Here is a 15,105-nt window from a genome sequence, read left to right as displayed (position 1 = left end):
AGGCGCTGGATGTCTGAGCGGAGCCGCAGGCGCAGCGAGTTCAGCGCCGCCCGCGAAAAGCCTCGGAGCGAGGGAAACCCCGGCCCGCACAGCGGGCCGGGGTCGCGGCAGTCGGGCGTGTTTCTTGGTGACTTCTTTGCACGAGCAAAGAAGTCACTCGGGGCGCGCTGGCGAGTCAGCGCCGGGCAGGCGGCGGACCGAAGGCACGTAAACACCCGAGGCCGAACCAGGACCAGCCACCACGAGGCAGGCGGTGAGCCGAAGGCACCGTAAACGTGACCGGCGGACCAGCCGGGAAGGGGCGGGGCTGGCCGCTAAAGGGCGTCGAGGACTTCGGAGAGGCGCGAGACCGCGACGACTTCCATGCCCTTGATGGGCTTGCGCGGCGCGTTGGCCGCCGGGGCGATCGCCCGGGTATAGCCGTGCTTGGCCGCCTCGCGCAGGCGCTCCTCCCCATTCGGCACCGGCCGGATCTCGCCGGCCAGCCCGACCTCGCCAAAGGCCAGCATCTCCTGCGGAAGTGGCCGGTCGCGAAAGCTCGATAGCGCGGCCGCGAGCATCGGCAGGTCGGCGGCCGTCTCGGTCACGCGCACGCCGCCGACCACATTGATGAAGACATCCTGGTCGAACAGGGCGACGCCCCCGTGCCGGTGAAGCACGGCCAGCAGCATGGTCAGGCGGTTCTGCTCCAGCCCCACGGTGATGCGCCGCGGTTGCGAGGCATGGCTCTCGGCGACCAGGGCCTGAACCTCGACCAGCAGCGGCCGCGTGCCCTCGCGAGTGACCATCACGACGCTGCCGGGCACCGGGCCCTGGTGGCGGGAGAGGAAGATTGCGGAAGGGTTGGAGACGGCCTTCAGGCCGTTCTCCAGCATCGCGAACACACCCAGTTCGTTGACGGCGCCGAAACGGTTTTTTACCGCGCGCAGCATGCGGTAGCGCCCGTCCGGGTCGCCCTCGAAATACAGCACCGTGTCGACCATATGTTCGAGGACGCGCGGCCCCGCGAGCTGGCCGTCCTTGGTCACATGACCCACCAGAATCACGGTGATGCCGCGCTGCTTGGCCAGCCGCACCAGGGCGGCGGCACTCTCGCGCACCTGGCCGACCGAGCCCGGCGCGGATTGCAGCGCGGCGGTGTAGAGCGTCTGGATGGAGTCGATCACCAGCACTCGCGGGCGTTCGCGCTCGCAGGTGGCGATCACGTTCTCCACCTGGGTCTCGGTGAGCAGGCGCAGCCCGTCGACCTCCAGACCAAGGCGCCGGGCCCGCATGCCGATCTGCTGGGCCGACTCCTCGCCGGTCACGTAGAGCGTGTCGCCGACCGGCAGCATCGCCAGGGTCTGCAGCAGCAGGGTGGACTTGCCGATCCCCGGGTCGCCCCCCAGCAGCACCACCGAGCCGTGGACCAGCCCGCCACCGAGCGCGCGGTCCAGCTCCGACAGCCCGGTGCCGGTGCGCGGGACCTCGGCCAGCTCGACCTCGCCCAGCCGGGTGATGCCGGCGGCCTCGCCGGCGTAGCCGCCGCGCGGGCCGGCGCTGGCGGCCGGGGTGGCCTCCTCGAGGGTGTTCCAGGCGCCGCAGTCGCCGCACTGGCCGGCCCATTTCGGGCTGACCGCGCCGCAATCCCGGCAGACGTACTGGGTCTTTGCCTTCGCCATCAGGCTTCCTTGTTGTCGGGCGTGGCGGGCAGGTCCGGTGCGACCACGCGCACGGTGCGGATCGTGTTGTTCTTGATCTGGGCGATATCCATCACCACGCCGTTGATCTTCACGCTCACCGGTGCCTCGGGGATGCTCTCCAGGTGTTCGACGATCAGGCCGCTCAGGGTCTTGGGGCCGTCCTGCGGCAGGTCCAGACCGAGGGCGCGGTTGAGTTCGCGCAGGTGGATGCCGCCGTCGACCATGGCGGAGCCGTCTTCCTGGCGCAGCACGTCGTCGCTCATCGCCGGGGAGTCGGTGGTGAACTCCCCGACGATCTCCTCCAGCAGGTCTTCCAGGGTGATCAGCCCCTCGATATCGCCGTACTCGTCCACGACCAGGCCAATCCGTTTCTTCTGTTGCTGGAAGTTGATCAGCTGGCGGTTGAGTGCCGTGCCCTCGGGGATGAAATACGGGGGCGTCACCACCTGGCGCAGGTCGTCGGGGCCGAATTCGTCGCGCTCGACCAGGGGCAGCACGTCACGGCGGTGGATGAAGCCGACGATACGGTCCAGCTCGCCTTCCACCACGGGCAGGCGCGTGAAGCTCCCGTGGATCAGCTGGTCTTCGACTTCGTTCCATGGCTCGTTCAGGTCGATCACCACGATCTCGTTGCGCGGGATCATGATGTCCTCGACCGTGGTGCGCTCGAGGTCCAGCAGGTTCAGCAGCATGCGCTGGTGATTGGCCGGGATTAGTGCGCCGGCCTCCGAGACCACGCTGCGCAGTTCATCGGTATTCAGCGCGGCGCGCTGGCCGGCGTTCATGTGCACGCCGAACAGGCGCAGCACCCCGTTGGCCATCAGATTGATCAGCCACACCACCGGCCACATCACCCTGATCAGGCCGGAGTAGACCCATGCGGCGGGGTAGGCGATGCGCTCACTGTGCAGGGCCGCGAGGGTCTTCGGGGCGGTCTCGGCGAAGATCAGGAGGGTCAGGGTCAGCACGCCCGTGGCGATGGCGACCCCGGTATCCCCGAACAGGCGCCAGCCGATGAAGGTGGCGATCTGCGCGATCAGGATGTTGACGAAGTTGTTGCCCAGCAGGATCAGGCCGATCAGCCGGTCCGGTTTGTCCAGCAGCCGCGCGGCCAGTTGCGCGCCGCGGTGGCCGGTCTGCGCGCGGTGGCGCATCCGGTAGCGGTTCAGCGCCATCAGCGCCGTCTCCGAGCCGGAGAAAAACGCGGACAGCAGGAACAGCACCACCAGGGCGCCGAACAGGACGGACAGCGGGATCTCTTGCAAGGGCGCGGCCTGCGGTCAGGGTTGGGGCGGACGCGGTGGCGTCGTCGGGGTCATTTCAGGCAAGGGGCGCCGGGGTGTCAAGCCGCCTCGGGGGCATTCAGATCCGCCCGAGGATGACCTCCAGCACCAGCTTGGAGCCGAAATAGGCCAGCACCAGCACGACAAACCCGCCGGTGGTCCAGGCCAGCGCGCGGGTGCCGCGCCAGCCCAGGCGCCAGCGCCCCAGCAGCAGGGTGGAGAAGATCAGCCAGGCCAGGATCGACAGCGTGGTCTTGTGCACCAGATGCTGGGCAAACAGGTTGTCCACGAACACCAGGCCGGACAGCAGGCTGAGCCCGAGGAACAGCCAGCCGATGAAGATCATCCGGAACAGCCACACCTCCATCGAGAAAAGGGGCGGCAGGGCGCGCACGAAACCCGAGGCATGGTGGTTGTGCAGAGCGCGATGCTGGGCGGCCATCACCGCGGCCTGGGCGGTCGACAGCGCGAGGAAGGCCCAGCCCAGCGCGGAAAACAGGATGTGCAGGTCGATCCCCGCGGAGGTGGCATAGCGGGTATCACCGTCGCACAGCAGCGCGGTCATGGCGGCGAGCGCCGTCAACGGCAGGATCACCACGCCGAGGATGGCCAGCGGGTGGCGCCAGCTCGTCAGCCACAGCAGCGCGGCCACCAGCCACAGCGACGCCGACAGGGCGTTGCCGAGGCACAGATTGAGCCCGGTCTCGGTCAGCACCATCGGCAGCAGCGCGCCCAGATGGGCCAGCAGGGCCAGCCCCCACAGGGCCAGGGCCGCTCGTGGCTGGCCGGGCGTCAGCGGCTGGCGTCGGGCGGTGATGGCCAGGTAGCCCGCGGTGACGAGATACAGCGCGACGGCGAGGAGTCCGGTGGCAATGATCATGACGCCGGATTATCGCTGCAATGCCGGTGGATTGCACATGCCGGCGGCGGTTGCGGGTCGCCCCGCGGCGGGCCTGCATGCAAGGCCGCGAGACCGGTATACTGTCCGGTCCCGCGGTCGGCCCAAGCCCGCCGCCCGCGCACGGATCAGAAGAGGACACGCGATGTTCGACGGCCTTTCCAGCCGCCTGCAAGAGACCATGAAGCGCCTGAAAGGTCAGGCGCGGCTCACCGAGGACAACATCCAGGACGCCCTGCGCGAGGTGCGCATGGCATTGCTGGAGGCCGACGTGGCCCTGCCCGTGGTGCGCGAGTTCATCAAGGACGTCAAGGAAAAGGCGCTGGGCAAGGAGGTCATCGGCAGCCTGACGCCGGGCCAGGCCCTGATCAAGGTCGTCCATGACGAACTGATCGCGACCATGGGGGGCGAGAATGCCTCCCTGAACCTCGCCCATCAGCCGCCCGCGGTGGTGCTGGTGGCCGGTCTTCAGGGCGCGGGCAAGACCACCAGCATTGGCAAGCTCGCGCGCCTGTTGCGCGAGCGCGAGAAGAAAAAGGTCGCGGTCGTGAGCTGCGACGTCTACCGCCCGGCGGCGATCCAGCAGCTCGAGACGCTGGCGGGGCAGGTGGGTGTCACGTTCTATCCCAGCGACACCAGCCAGAAGCCCGAGGCGATCGCTGATGACGCGGTGGCCCGCGCCCGCCGCGAGGGGGTCGAGGTCCTGCTGGTAGACACCGCCGGCCGGCTGCATGTCGACGAGGACATGATGGCCGAGGTCCGGGCGCTGCATCAGGTGATCGACCCGATCGAGACCCTGTTCGTGGTCGATTCCATGACCGGCCAGGACGCCGCGAATACCGCGCGCGCCTTTGGCGAGGCCCTGCCGTTGACCGGCGTGGTGCTGACCAAGGCGGACGGCGACGCCCGCGGCGGTGCGGCGCTGTCGGTGCGCCAGATCACCGGGGTGCCGATCAAGTTCATCGGCATGGGCGAGCGCCCGGATGCGCTGGAGCCGTTCCACCCCGAGCGAATCGCCTCGCGCATCCTGGGCAAGGGCGATGTCCTGTCGCTGGTCGAGGAGGCCAGCCGCCAGGTCGACCAGGACCAGGCCGCGAAGCTGACCCGCAAGCTGAAGAAGGGGCGTGGTTTCGACCTGAACGACCTGCGCGATCAGCTCGGCCAGATGCAGAAGATGGGGGGCATGAGCTCCATGCTCGAGAAGCTCCCCGGTGGCGGCAAGCTGCCGGACGCCGTAAAGAACCAGGCCAGCGACAAGGAGATCGGTCGCATGATGGCGGTGATCTCGTCCATGACCGAGCACGAACGCCGCCATCCGGACGTGATCAAGGGCTCGCGCAAGCGGCGCATCGCGGCCGGGTCCGGCACCCAGATCCAGGACGTGAACCGCCTGCTCAAGCAGCACACCCAGATGAGCAAGGCGATGAAGAAGTTCTCCAAGGGCGGCGCGTCGAAGATGATGCGCGCCCTGGGGGGCAAAATGGGCGGCATGGGGGGTATGGGTGGCCCCGGCGGCGGGATGCCGTTCCGCTGATGGTCAAGGTTCGCGCGAACGACCGCCTGCAGCCGTGGGGAGCCCTGCCGCTTCCCTTGTGTTGCTGGCCGGATTCGTTATAATCGCGCGTTTTCTCGAGAAAACGGACTCACGGGGTTCAACACTACATGGTTACGATTCGCCTGCTACGCCGCGGCGCCAAGAAGCGCCCGTTTTATTCGATCGTGGTTACCGATTCCCGCGCTCGTCGCGATAGCGGCTACAAGGAGCAGATCGGGTTCTTCAATCCGGTGGCCCGCGGTCAGGAAGAGCCGCTGCGCATCGATCTCGAGCGCGTGGACTACTGGCTGGGTCACGGCGCCGGCATGTCCGAGCGCGTGAACCACCTGGTCAAGGGCTACCGCAAGCAGCAGTCCGCGGCGGCCTGAGGTCGTCCGGTCCGCTGTACTGACGCTTGGCTGCGGTCATGAACGAGGCGGGTGAGCGCATCCGCGTCGGGCGTGTCTCCGGGGTCTATGGCGTCAAGGGCTGGGTCCGGGTGTTTTCCGAGACCGAGCCGCGCGCCGCGATTACCGAGTTCCCGCAGTTGTGGATGCACTACGGGAACGACTGGCGCTTGGTCGAGATTGAAGGCGGCCGCGCGCATGGCGCGGGCGTCGTGATGAAGTTCCGCGAGGCGGCGGATCGCGATGCCGCCTACGGGCTGATCGGCGCCGAGTTGGCGATCGAACGCGACTGGCTGCCCCCGGCCGAAGAGGGCGCCTACTACTGGGCCGACCTGCTGGGCATGGCAGTCGAGAATCGCGACGGCACGGCACTGGGCACCATCTCGGGCTTGATCGAGACCGGTGCCAACGACGTGCTGGTGGTCCAGGGGGATCGGGAACGCCTGATCCCCTGGGTGCGCGAGCAGTATGTGCTGGACGTGGACCTGGAGGCTCGCTGCGTGCGGGTCGACTGGGATCCGGATTTTTAAGCGGCGCCGGTGCGTTTCGACGTCATCACGCTGTTTCCGGAACTGGTCGCGGCGGTTGGCGAAGCCGGCGTGACCGGGCGGGCCGTCGAGCGCGGCCGGCTGGACCTGAAATACTGGAATCCGCGCGCCTGGGGCGCCGGCTTCCACCAGGCCGTGGACGACCGTCCCTATGGCGGCGGGCCGGGCATGGTGATGCAGTACGCGCCGCTGGCGTCCGCGCTGGATGCAGCGGTGGCGGACGGGGAGGCCGCGCCGTACGTGATCGCGCTGACCCCGCAGGGGCAGCCGATCCGGCAGGCGATGCTGCGCGAGCTGGCGGCGCGCCCCCGGGTGGCCCTGGTCTGCGGGCGCTACGAGGGCATCGACGAGCGCTTCATCGAGGCGCGGGTCGATGAGGAATGGTCGCTGGGCGACTTCGTCCTCTCGGGCGGGGAGCTCGCGGCCATGGCGGTCGTCGATGGCTGCGCCCGTCTGCTCCCGGGGGTCCTGGGGCATGCGGACTCCGCCGAACAGGATTCCTTCAGTGTCGGGCTGCTGGATTGCCCGCACTACACCCGGCCGGAGACCGTGGCCGGGCGGGCAGTACCGCCGGTACTGCTGGGTGGCGACCATGGCGCCATCCGTCGCTGGCGCCGCCGTGAGGCGCTGGGCAGGACCTGGAGCCGGCGGCCGGACCTGCTGGCCCGGCTGGAACTCGGGGCCGAGGATGCGGCCCTGTTGGACGAATACCGTGTGAGTGGCCGGACAGGCGGCTCGCGCACCGAAAGCGATGATTGAGGTCGAGCAATGAATAACGTCATTCAGGAACTGGAAGCCGAGCAGATGAAGTCGGATGTGCCCGACTTCGGGCCCGGCGATACCGTGGTGGTGCAGGTGAAGGTGCGCGAAGGCGACCGCGAGCGCCTCCAGGCCTTCGAGGGTGCGGTGATTGCCGTGCGCAATCGTGGCCTCAACTCCGCGTTCACCCTGCGCAAGGTCTCCTACGGTAACGGTGTGGAGCGCACGTTCCAGACCCACAGCCCGCAGATCGCCGAGATCAAGGTGAAGCGCCGCGGCAAGGTGCGTCGCTCCAAGCTGTACTACCTGCGCGACCGCACCGGCAAGGCCGCCCGCATCAAGGAAGACGTCAAGGCGGCGAAGTAACGCCGGCCGGCGGGGTGCGGCAAATGGCCGTGACCCCGTCACCCCTGGCTTTTCGCTATTCGATGTCGGCTGGATCGACGACCCGCAGCCAGCGCTGTCTCCTCCCCGGAGTCGCGCTGGCTTTTGCGTGGCTGGAATCCGCGAACGGTGAGCTCCTCGCCTGCGACTGGCAGGACCCGGATGATCCCCGGGAGCTGGTCCCGCTGGCCGACATCCCGGGGGCCGATCGTCGCCCGCCACCGTTTGCCCCGGACGCCTATGGCCGGGATGCGTCCGCCTGGCAGCCGACCCCCGCGGTCCCGCCGGGCAGTGCCCATGCGCGCCGCGTCTGGGCGGCCCTGTCGGAGATCCCGGTCGGCGAGGTCCGCACCTATTCCGAGATTGCGGCCCGCGTGGGCTCGGCGCCCCGCGCCGTGGGGCAGGCCTGTCGCGCCAACCCCTGGCCGCTGTTCATCCCCTGCCATCGGGTCGTGTCCTCCCGCTTTCGTCGTACCCATGATGTGGGCGGCTACGCAGGCGATCAGGTGGGCGAGCTGGCCCAGGTCAAGCGCCTGTTGCTGGCGCACGAGGGGGTTCTGAAGCACGAATGATCCGGCGCCCGTCGCGCGCCGGTTTTTCTCCCTTCCTTCCGTCCTCCCGATGATTCTTCCCGCCTCCGCGGCGGCTGGTCTGCGTGCTTTGTTCCCCCTGCGGGGAATCTTCATCTCTTTTTTCAGTTTCTTGCGCGCCCGGGCCGTGCTGAACGGCGCCTGAAAAAAATTCCCCAAAACCGGGAATAGATTGGAGTGGTCCCCCGTCTGCCCCTCGGTGTTGATGCCCAAGAACCTTTCAAAAACAGACTTTTAGGAAACGCTAATATAGTCTTTTGTGTTGACAGCACGGACTCGGGTTCAGCACTCTGCTACACAGGTCCGGGCCAGATCAGTCCCGGGCTTCATCGAAAAAAACCCGTGTGATGGAGGTTTCCATGTTCAAGAAAGCATTGCTTGCGTTGCCCGTAGCAATGGCTGTTGGGGCTGCGGCTCAGGCTGGCGAGTGGCAGGACCCCAATGATGTCCTGCAGAACCTGCTGCAGAACAATCCCGATTCCGCCTACCTGCATCAGAGTGAAATGAACATCATGATGATGCCGGACAACCCCGCCCTGTGGCTGATCGACGAGGGTGAGGAGCTGTTCTACGCCCGCCGTGGCCCGAACAACGTCTCCCTGGAAGGCTGCGACTTCGGCAAGGGCCCGGGCGAGCTTGAGGGTGCTTACGTCGAGCTGCCGCGCTACTTCGAAGACACCGGCAAGGTAATGGACTTCGAGATGCGTCTGGTGCACTGCATGAAGGAACTGCAGGGCTTCACCAGCGATGATCCCGCGGTGGCCCGCCGGCACGGCAACGGCTCCGACATCATGCAGCTGACCACCTATATCGCGCACCAGTCCTCCGGGATGGCGTGGAACCCGCCGCTGGACCATCCGGAAGAGCAGGCCATGCGCGACGCCGGTGAGGTGCTCTTCTTCCGCCGCGGTGGCGCGATGGACTTCAACTGCGCCTCCTGCCACGGCGATGCCGGCAAGCAGATCCGCGCCTCCGTGCTGCCCGAAATGCGCAATGGCCAAGAATGGACCAAGGCTGTCTCCTGGCCCGCCCACCGCGCTGGCCACGACAACGTGCGTAGCCAGAACCACCGTATCCGCGGTTGCGTGTGGCAGATGCGTCACGCCGGTATCAAGGCGGACACCCCGGTCAACACCGCTCTGATCTCGTTCTGGAACGATGCGGCGCGCGGCGAACCGGCCGTCCTGCCCGACCTGAAGCGGTAACCTACGGACGCAATAGGAGACACCAAGTATGTTTAAGAAGAATGCTGTTGCGGCCGGCATGGCCGCGTTCGCATCCGTCGCCCTGACCGCAGGTTGCGCTGTCGCCGACGGGAGCAAGGGTTCGGATGTCGACATCACCGCGATGAGCGCCGAGGAGCTCGCCGAACACCTCATCTTCGAGACGGACAGCTTCCGTGATCAGGAGATGCAGGAAGGCGGTACCTGGCGTGATCGCATGACCCAGGATGAACTGCAGAAGGCCTGCTCCATGGAAGGTGACCCGGACGGCGAGACCGCCGGCCGTGTGGTCGCGATGGCGCGTGCGTCCTACGAGGCACCGGAAAGCATCGAGCTGGGCGACTGGCGCAAGGGTGCCGAACTGGCCGACTCCGGCTACGGCTACCGCCAGGGTCACCGTACGGATGACCACAGCCAGCGCGAGGCGGGTGGCAACTGCTACAACTGCCACGTGTTCGATCCGCGCGTGTCCGAGCAGGGCACGATCGGCCCGAGCCTGCAGAACTACGGTGCCAACCGTGGCACCAGCGAAGCCGTCCTGCGCTACGTGCACGAGGTGATTTCCAATCCTCACCAGTACTTCCCGTGCACGCAGATGCCGCGCTTCAACTCCGACCGTCACCAGCTCCTGAGCGACGAGCAGATCAGCCATATCATGGCCTACCTGCTGGATCCGGAGTCGCCGGTCAACAACCAGTAAGCAATTTGCTGGATCGGGGCAGTCCGCAAGGACTGCCCTTTTTTGAGTCCCCGCGCAGGGTTGCGGGGATTCAGAAAAGGGTCCCATCGCGTTCGGCCTCCCGTCCGCGCGCGGGTCCCGGACGGGAACGAGACGCTCCAGCCATCAGGGCAGCCGGGCTGAATGCCTTGAGGCGCTGGTCTCACCGCGGGCAAGAAGCGGCAACAGCCGACGCAAGAGGAGATATCAGGGATGCTCAGTAACAAGACAGTGGGGGCGAGCTTGGCCATCGTGGCGTCGACGGCGCTGATTGCAGGCTGCGACGGCTGGATGGGCGAGCGAGGCGGCGAAGTCGATATTACGGCGATGACCGCCGACGAATATGCGGAATACCTCGTGCTGGAGACGGACAGCTACAGCTTCGAGCAGGAGGCACAGGAGGGTGGATCAGCCCGGGACCGTATGGTCCAGGATGGCATCCAGGCGGCCTGTTCGCTCGAAGGCGAGCCGGATGCCGATACGGCCGGCGAGGTCATCGCGATGGCGCGCGAGAGCTACGAAGAGCCGCCGGGCGGCCCGCGCCTGGGGAACTGGCGTCGGGGTGCCGAGCTGGCGCGTTCCGGTTACGGCTATCGGATCGGTCATCGCAATGACGACCACGGTACCCGCGAGCCGGGCGGCAACTGCTATGCCTGCCACCAGATGGATCCAGCCGAGGAGCTCTACGGCACGCTGGGCCCAAGCCTGGCGGGTTACGGGGCCACCCGTGGAACCGACAGCTCGGTCGTGAATTACGTGCATCAGGTGGTGTCCAACCCCCACCAGTACTTCCCGTGCACCAAGATGCCGCGCTTTGGCCACAACAACTTCCTGACCGAAGAGCAGATCGCGCACGTGATGGCGTATCTGCTGGACCCGGAGTCTCCGGTCAACCAGTAAACCGGTCACACGGTCGAGGGCGGTCGCTATCGGCTGCCCTTCTTGAGCCACCGCGGGTACGCTCGCGGTGGCTTTTTGTTTGAGGGACGCATGCTCAGCTACCAACACGACTATCACGCCGGCAATTTCGCCGATGTGCACAAGCACCTGGTCTTCTGGCAGATCCTGGAATCCCTGCGCGGTCGCGACAAGCCCTTCGTGGCACTGGACCTGCACGGGGGTGCCGGCGGGTACGACCTGACCGGTGCGCGGGCGCGCAAGACCGACGAGGCCGCGGCCGGTATCGCCCGCCTGTGGGCGACGGAACAGCCCTTGCCCTCGGGCGTGCGGGAGTTTCTCGGCACGCTGCGGTCTATGCAGCCCCGGCCCCCGCGTCTGACGGAGTACCCGGGATCCCCTTTGCTGATCCAGGCGCGGCTGCGCGAACGCGATCAACTGATCGCCTGCGAGCTGCATCCCGAGGCATACGGACGTCTGCGGGCGCGGTTGGCGGGGGATCCGCGCTGTCACGTGCACAAACGCGACGCGCGCGAGGCCGCGCGGGCCTTGTTTCCCCCGGAGCCGCGCCGTGGCCTGGCCTTGCTGGACCCCTCCTACGAGCGCGGGGCCGAGTATCGCGAAGTGGCCGAGATGGTGACCACGATCCGCCGTCGCTGGAACACGGGGATCATCCTGATCTGGTATCCGATCCTCGCGGGCCGGCCGGATCACGCGATGCGCGAGCACTTGAGAGCCGAACTGGAGGATCCGTGGCTGGCCAGCGAGCTGCGCATCGCACCCGACCCCGAACGCCACATGGGGCTGGCGGGTTCCGGGATGCTGGTGCTGCGGCCCCCGTGGCAGCTGGAGACGCATCTCCCCGAGCTGCTGGCGCCGGTGTGGCAGGTCCTGGATCCGGAGGGTGCCGGTGGGCTTTACCAGGCTGCTGTCCTTGAAAACGGCGCGGGCGACCCTACCTTGCGACGTGTCGAGATCAATCAAGGGACCAGCAGGCCATGAGCGAAACCCAGACCGCACCGCAACCCGAGACCCGCCGCTTCGAGACCGAGGTCAGTCAGCTCCTGCAGCTGATGATCCACTCGCTGTACTCCAACCGCGAGATCTTCCTGCGCGAGCTGATCTCCAATGGCGCCGATGCCTGTGACAAGCTGCGCTTCGAGGCCCTGGCCCAGCCGGAGGCGATTCCGCAGCCGGCGGAGCTGGCGATCGACGTCGAGGTGGATCCGGAGGCGCGCACGGTGACGGTGCGCGACAACGGCATCGGCATGTCCCGCGAGGAGGTGGTCGAACATATTGGGACCATCGCCCGTTCCGGCACCAAGGCGTTTCTCGAGAAGCTGACCGGGGACCAGAAAAAGGATTCGCAGTTGATCGGCCAGTTCGGGGTGGGCTTCTATTCCTCGTTCATCGTGGCCGATGAGGTGCGCCTGGAGACCCGCCGCGCCGGCAGTGAGCCGGATGCGGGTACCCGCTGGGAGTCACGGGGCGACGGCGAATACACCATCACCGCCTGCGAGCGCACCGAGGCTGGCACCGAGATTACGTTGACGCTGAAGGAAGACGCCGACGAATTCCTCGAGCCCATGCGCCTGCGCCACATCATCGGGCGGTATTCGGATCATGTGGCATTCCCGATCCGCATGCGCAAGTCGGATGACGAGGGCAACCCGACCGATGAATGGGAGACGGTCAACCGCGCCAGCGCGCTGTGGACCCGTTCGAAGAGCGAGATCAGCGACGAGGAGTACCAGGAGTTCTACAAGCACGTCGCGCACGACTTCGAGGACCCGATTGCCTGGACGCATAACCACGTCGAGGGGCGCCAGGAGTACACGACGCTGTTCTACATCCCGAAGCGGGCCCCGTTTGACCTGTGGGACCGCGATGCCCGTCACGGGGTCAAGCTCTACGTGAAGCGCGTGTTCATCATGGACGACGCGGAAAAGCTGCTGCCCAACTACCTGCGCTTCGTGCGCGGTGTGGTGGACTCGGCCGACCTGCCGCTGAACGTCTCGCGCGAGATCCTGCAGGACAACCGCCTGGTCGACTCGATCCGCTCCGGCTCGGTGAAGAAGATCCTCGGGCTTCTGCAGTCCATCGCCGACAACGAACCCGAGAAATACGCCGAGATCTGGAAGAACTTCGGGCGGGTGCTGAAGGAAGGCCCCGGCGAGGACTTCGCCAATCAGGAGACCATCGCGAAGCTGCTGCGCTTTGCCAGCACGCACAATAGTGACGACACCCAGAACGTGGCGCTGGCGGACTACATCGAGCGCATGAAGGACGGTCAGGAGGCGATCTACGTGATCACCGCCGATAATGCCTCCGCCGCGCGCAACAGCCCGCATCTGGAGGTGTTCCGCAAGCACGGGATCGAGGTGCTGCTGCTGTCCGACCGGGTCGACGAATGGCTGCTGTCGCACCTGCGCGAGTTCGATGGCAAGGCGATCAAGAATGTTGCCAAGGGCGACCTGGACCTCGACAAGATCATCGGCGAGGAGGCAGACCCGAAGAGTGGTAGCGACGAGCCGGCGGGCGACGACGATCTGGGCGATCTGCCCGAACGCCTGCAGCAGGCGCTGGGCGATCGGGTCGACAGTGTGCGCGCCTCGCGGCGGCTGGTGGAGTCTCCGGCCTGCATCGTGCTCGGCGAGCACGAGATGGCGCTGTACCTGCAGGAACTGCTCAAGCAGGCCGGCCAGGAGACCTTCTCCGGCAAGCCGGTGCTGGAGGTCAACCCGGGGCACCCGCTGGTCGAGCGTCTGAAGGCCGCCGAAGGAGACGACTTCAACGACCTCGCCTCGCTGCTGTTCGAGCAGTCCCTGCTGGCCGAAGGCGGGCAACTGGAGGACCCGACCGGGTTCGTCGCGCGGCTCAATCGCCTCCTGTTGCAGAAGGCCGCCTGACCCGATTGGCCACCCGCCGGAAACCGTATCGCCGGCGGGTGGACCTGACGCGCGGCCGTGTTCCGCGTTACCCTTACAAGTTCATGTATTAAGAGGGCAAAGCCCATGCAAGTCGCGCAGAACGCCGTGGTGGCCATCCACTACACCCTGACCAACGACGCTGGCGAGAAGATCGACAGCTCCGAAGGCCGCGAGCCGCTGGCCTACCTGCACGGGAACGGCCAGATCGTCCCGGGCCTGGAGAAGGAGCTGGAAGGCAAGGCCGCCGGTGACAAGGTCCAGGCCAAGGTCTCCCCGGCAGAAGGCTATGGCGAGAAGATCGATGCCATGGTCCAGGAGATCCCGATGGATGCGTTCCAGGGCGTCGAATCCGTCGAGCCGGGCATGCAATTCCAGGCGCAGACCGAAAATGGCCCGCTGACCGTCACCGTGACCAAGGTCGAGGGCGATACCGCCACGGTCGACGGGAACCACCCGCTGGCCGGCGAGACCCTGAACTTCGACGTCGAGATCGTCGAGGTCCGCGAGGCCTCCGCCGAAGAGCTGGAGCACGGCCACGCCCATGGCGAGGGCGGTCACCAGCACTGAGCGTGCCGGGCCGGCGCCACGCTGGCCTGACCACGAGGCGTGAAGGCTCGCCAGTCCGACCCGCTCCGGTGCCGCCGGGGCGGGTTTTTTCGTTCCGGGCCCGCCCGATGTGCCGTGCTCGGGGCTTCATTTCCGATAGTGATATTGCAAACCATTCTCATTACGTATAGGGTGCCCTCCGTTGATGGCAACGGCGACCGGATCATCCTCCGCGCCCGCCACGATCACCGGACCCGGCTGAAGGTGTCCAGTCCTTGCAGCGAGCGTGCTCGATGATGGCCAAACGTACGAACACAACTCCCCCCGGACGCCGGCGAACGCTGGCGCTGGGGGTGGCCGCCAGCTTCGCGCTGCATGCCGGAGTGCTGGGTTCGCTTTGGGTCATGCGCGATGCCGAGCCGGAATCCATAGGCACCCGGGGCGGTGGCATGGAGGCCCACTGGGTCGATCTGGATAGCGTCCTGCCGGGCGAGCCGGCGATTGAACCCGAGGCCGTTGCGGAGACACTGGACGAACCGGAACCGGAACCGGAACCGGAACCGGAACCGGAACCGGAACCGGAACCGGAACCGGAACCAGAGCCAGAGCCAGAGCCAGAGCCAGAGCCAGAGCCAGAGCCAGAGCCAGAGCCAGAGCCAGAGCCAGAGCCAGAGCCAGAGCCAGAGCCGGAGCCAGAGCCAGAGCC

15 protein-coding genes and 1 pseudogene are annotated in these 15,105 nt (G+C 66.9%); 12 read left to right on the top strand and 4 right to left on the bottom strand.

Going from position 1 to position 15,105, the window contains the following annotated elements; translation table 11 throughout:
- Nucleotides 1–314 precede the first annotated feature (314 nt).
- From radA to F614_RS0112900, 3 genes are all read right to left on the bottom strand, one after another.
- A complete protein-coding gene (gene radA, locus F614_RS0112910) occupies nt 315–1,661 on the bottom strand; it encodes a DNA repair protein RadA (RefSeq protein WP_018865800.1) in 1,347 nt (448 codons plus the stop codon).
- Nucleotides 1,661–2,947: an HlyC/CorC family transporter gene (locus F614_RS0112905; protein WP_018881228.1), complete on the bottom strand. Its 1,287-nt coding sequence runs from the start codon at nt 2,945–2,947 to the stop codon at nt 1,661–1,663. Before F614_RS0112905 ends, radA begins: the two co-directional genes overlap by 1 nt.
- Before the next feature lie 97 nt (nt 2,948–3,044).
- Nucleotides 3,045–3,845: an inner membrane protein YpjD gene (locus F614_RS0112900; protein ID WP_018876079.1), complete on the bottom strand. Its 801-nt coding sequence runs from the start codon at nt 3,843–3,845 to the stop codon at nt 3,045–3,047.
- A 163-nt stretch (nt 3,846–4,008) separates the two neighbouring features.
- On the opposite strand from F614_RS0112900, the gene ffh reads away from it, so the two are divergent.
- The 12 genes from ffh to F614_RS0112840 all read left to right on the top strand — a co-directional run bounded on the left by ffh (nt 4,009) and on the right by F614_RS0112840 (nt 14,420).
- Nucleotides 4,009–5,397 (top strand): signal recognition particle protein, encoded by a 1,389-nt coding sequence (gene ffh, locus F614_RS0112895; RefSeq protein WP_018865797.1) that lies wholly within the window; start codon nt 4,009–4,011, stop codon nt 5,395–5,397.
- Nucleotides 5,398–5,525: 128 nt separating this feature from the next.
- Nucleotides 5,526–5,786, top strand: a complete 261-nt coding sequence (rpsP, locus tag F614_RS0112890) for a 30S ribosomal protein S16 (RefSeq protein ID WP_018865796.1) — start codon at nt 5,526–5,528, stop codon at nt 5,784–5,786.
- 38 nt (nt 5,787–5,824) lie between these two features.
- Nucleotides 5,825–6,334, top strand: coding sequence for a ribosome maturation factor RimM (rimM, locus tag F614_RS0112885; protein ID WP_019559027.1), 510 nt, complete (start codon nt 5,825–5,827; stop codon nt 6,332–6,334).
- Nucleotides 6,335–6,343: 9 nt separating this feature from the next.
- On the top strand, nt 6,344–7,111 hold the full coding sequence (gene trmD, locus F614_RS0112880) for a tRNA (guanosine(37)-N1)-methyltransferase TrmD (protein WP_018865794.1): 768 nt from the start codon (nt 6,344–6,346) through the stop codon (nt 7,109–7,111).
- Nucleotides 7,112–7,120: 9 nt separating this feature from the next.
- Nucleotides 7,121–7,477, top strand: coding sequence for a 50S ribosomal protein L19 (rplS, locus tag F614_RS0112875; RefSeq protein ID WP_018865793.1), 357 nt, complete (start codon nt 7,121–7,123; stop codon nt 7,475–7,477).
- A gap of 23 nt (nt 7,478–7,500) precedes the next feature.
- Complete coding sequence (locus tag F614_RS0112870; protein WP_018882483.1) at nt 7,501–8,067, top strand: methylated-DNA--[protein]-cysteine S-methyltransferase; 567 nt, start codon at nt 7,501–7,503, stop codon at nt 8,065–8,067.
- A 413-nt stretch (nt 8,068–8,480) separates the two neighbouring features.
- A complete protein-coding gene (gene soxA, locus F614_RS0112865; protein WP_019559026.1) occupies nt 8,481–9,290 on the top strand; it encodes a sulfur oxidation c-type cytochrome SoxA in 810 nt (269 codons plus the stop codon).
- A 28-nt stretch (nt 9,291–9,318) separates the two neighbouring features.
- Nucleotides 9,319–10,008, top strand: a complete 690-nt coding sequence (soxX, locus tag F614_RS0112860) for a sulfur oxidation c-type cytochrome SoxX (RefSeq protein WP_018879954.1) — start codon at nt 9,319–9,321, stop codon at nt 10,006–10,008.
- Nucleotides 10,009–10,239: 231 nt separating this feature from the next.
- The gene (gene soxX, locus F614_RS0112855) at nt 10,240–10,926 is read left to right on the top strand and encodes a sulfur oxidation c-type cytochrome SoxX (RefSeq protein WP_018865789.1); all 687 of its coding nucleotides are present in this window, start codon (nt 10,240–10,242) and stop codon (nt 10,924–10,926) included.
- A gap of 90 nt (nt 10,927–11,016) precedes the next feature.
- On the top strand, nt 11,017–11,925 hold the full coding sequence (locus F614_RS0112850) for a 23S rRNA (adenine(2030)-N(6))-methyltransferase RlmJ (RefSeq protein ID WP_019559024.1): 909 nt from the start codon (nt 11,017–11,019) through the stop codon (nt 11,923–11,925).
- Nucleotides 11,922–13,832, top strand: coding sequence for a molecular chaperone HtpG (gene htpG, locus F614_RS0112845; protein ID WP_019559023.1), 1,911 nt, complete (start codon nt 11,922–11,924; stop codon nt 13,830–13,832). The genes F614_RS0112850 and htpG overlap by 4 nt, the downstream gene beginning before the upstream one ends.
- 105 nt (nt 13,833–13,937) lie before the next feature.
- The gene (locus tag F614_RS0112840; RefSeq protein ID WP_018865786.1) at nt 13,938–14,420 is read left to right on the top strand and encodes a peptidylprolyl isomerase; all 483 of its coding nucleotides are present in this window, start codon (nt 13,938–13,940) and stop codon (nt 14,418–14,420) included.
- A 224-nt stretch (nt 14,421–14,644) separates the two neighbouring features.
- On the opposite strand, the pseudogene F614_RS15105 reads toward F614_RS0112840, so the two are convergent.
- A pseudogene (locus F614_RS15105) lies at nt 14,645–15,105 on the bottom strand (hypothetical protein); the annotation flags it as partial.

The organism is Thioalkalivibrio sp. ALE12 (assembly GCF_000381105.1).
Taxonomy (GTDB): Bacteria; Pseudomonadota; Gammaproteobacteria; order Ectothiorhodospirales; family Ectothiorhodospiraceae; genus Thioalkalivibrio.
Note: the sequence above shows the minus strand (reverse complement) of the source record. Positions and strands in the feature narration are given on the sequence as shown.

Coding starts and splice junctions, on each gene's coding strand:
- radA (WP_018865800.1), bottom strand. CDS start 1,661: ATGGCGAAGGCAAAGACCCAGTACGTCTGCCGGGATTGCGGCGCGGTC.
- F614_RS0112900 (WP_018876079.1), bottom strand. CDS start 3,845: ATGATCATTGCCACCGGACTCCTCGCCGTCGCGCTGTATCTCGTCACC.
- ffh (WP_018865797.1), top strand. CDS start 4,009: ATGTTCGACGGCCTTTCCAGCCGCCTGCAAGAGACCATGAAGCGCCTG.
- rpsP (WP_018865796.1), top strand. CDS start 5,526: ATGGTTACGATTCGCCTGCTACGCCGCGGCGCCAAGAAGCGCCCGTTT.
- rimM (WP_019559027.1), top strand. CDS start 5,825: ATGAACGAGGCGGGTGAGCGCATCCGCGTCGGGCGTGTCTCCGGGGTC.
- rplS (WP_018865793.1), top strand. CDS start 7,121: ATGAATAACGTCATTCAGGAACTGGAAGCCGAGCAGATGAAGTCGGAT.
- F614_RS0112870 (WP_018882483.1), top strand. CDS start 7,501: ATGGCCGTGACCCCGTCACCCCTGGCTTTTCGCTATTCGATGTCGGCT.
- soxA (WP_019559026.1), top strand. CDS start 8,481: ATGGCTGTTGGGGCTGCGGCTCAGGCTGGCGAGTGGCAGGACCCCAAT.
- soxX (WP_018879954.1), top strand. CDS start 9,319: ATGTTTAAGAAGAATGCTGTTGCGGCCGGCATGGCCGCGTTCGCATCC.
- soxX (WP_018865789.1), top strand. CDS start 10,240: ATGCTCAGTAACAAGACAGTGGGGGCGAGCTTGGCCATCGTGGCGTCG.
- F614_RS0112850 (WP_019559024.1), top strand. CDS start 11,017: ATGCTCAGCTACCAACACGACTATCACGCCGGCAATTTCGCCGATGTG.
- htpG (WP_019559023.1), top strand. CDS start 11,922: ATGAGCGAAACCCAGACCGCACCGCAACCCGAGACCCGCCGCTTCGAG.
- F614_RS0112840 (WP_018865786.1), top strand. CDS start 13,938: ATGCAAGTCGCGCAGAACGCCGTGGTGGCCATCCACTACACCCTGACC.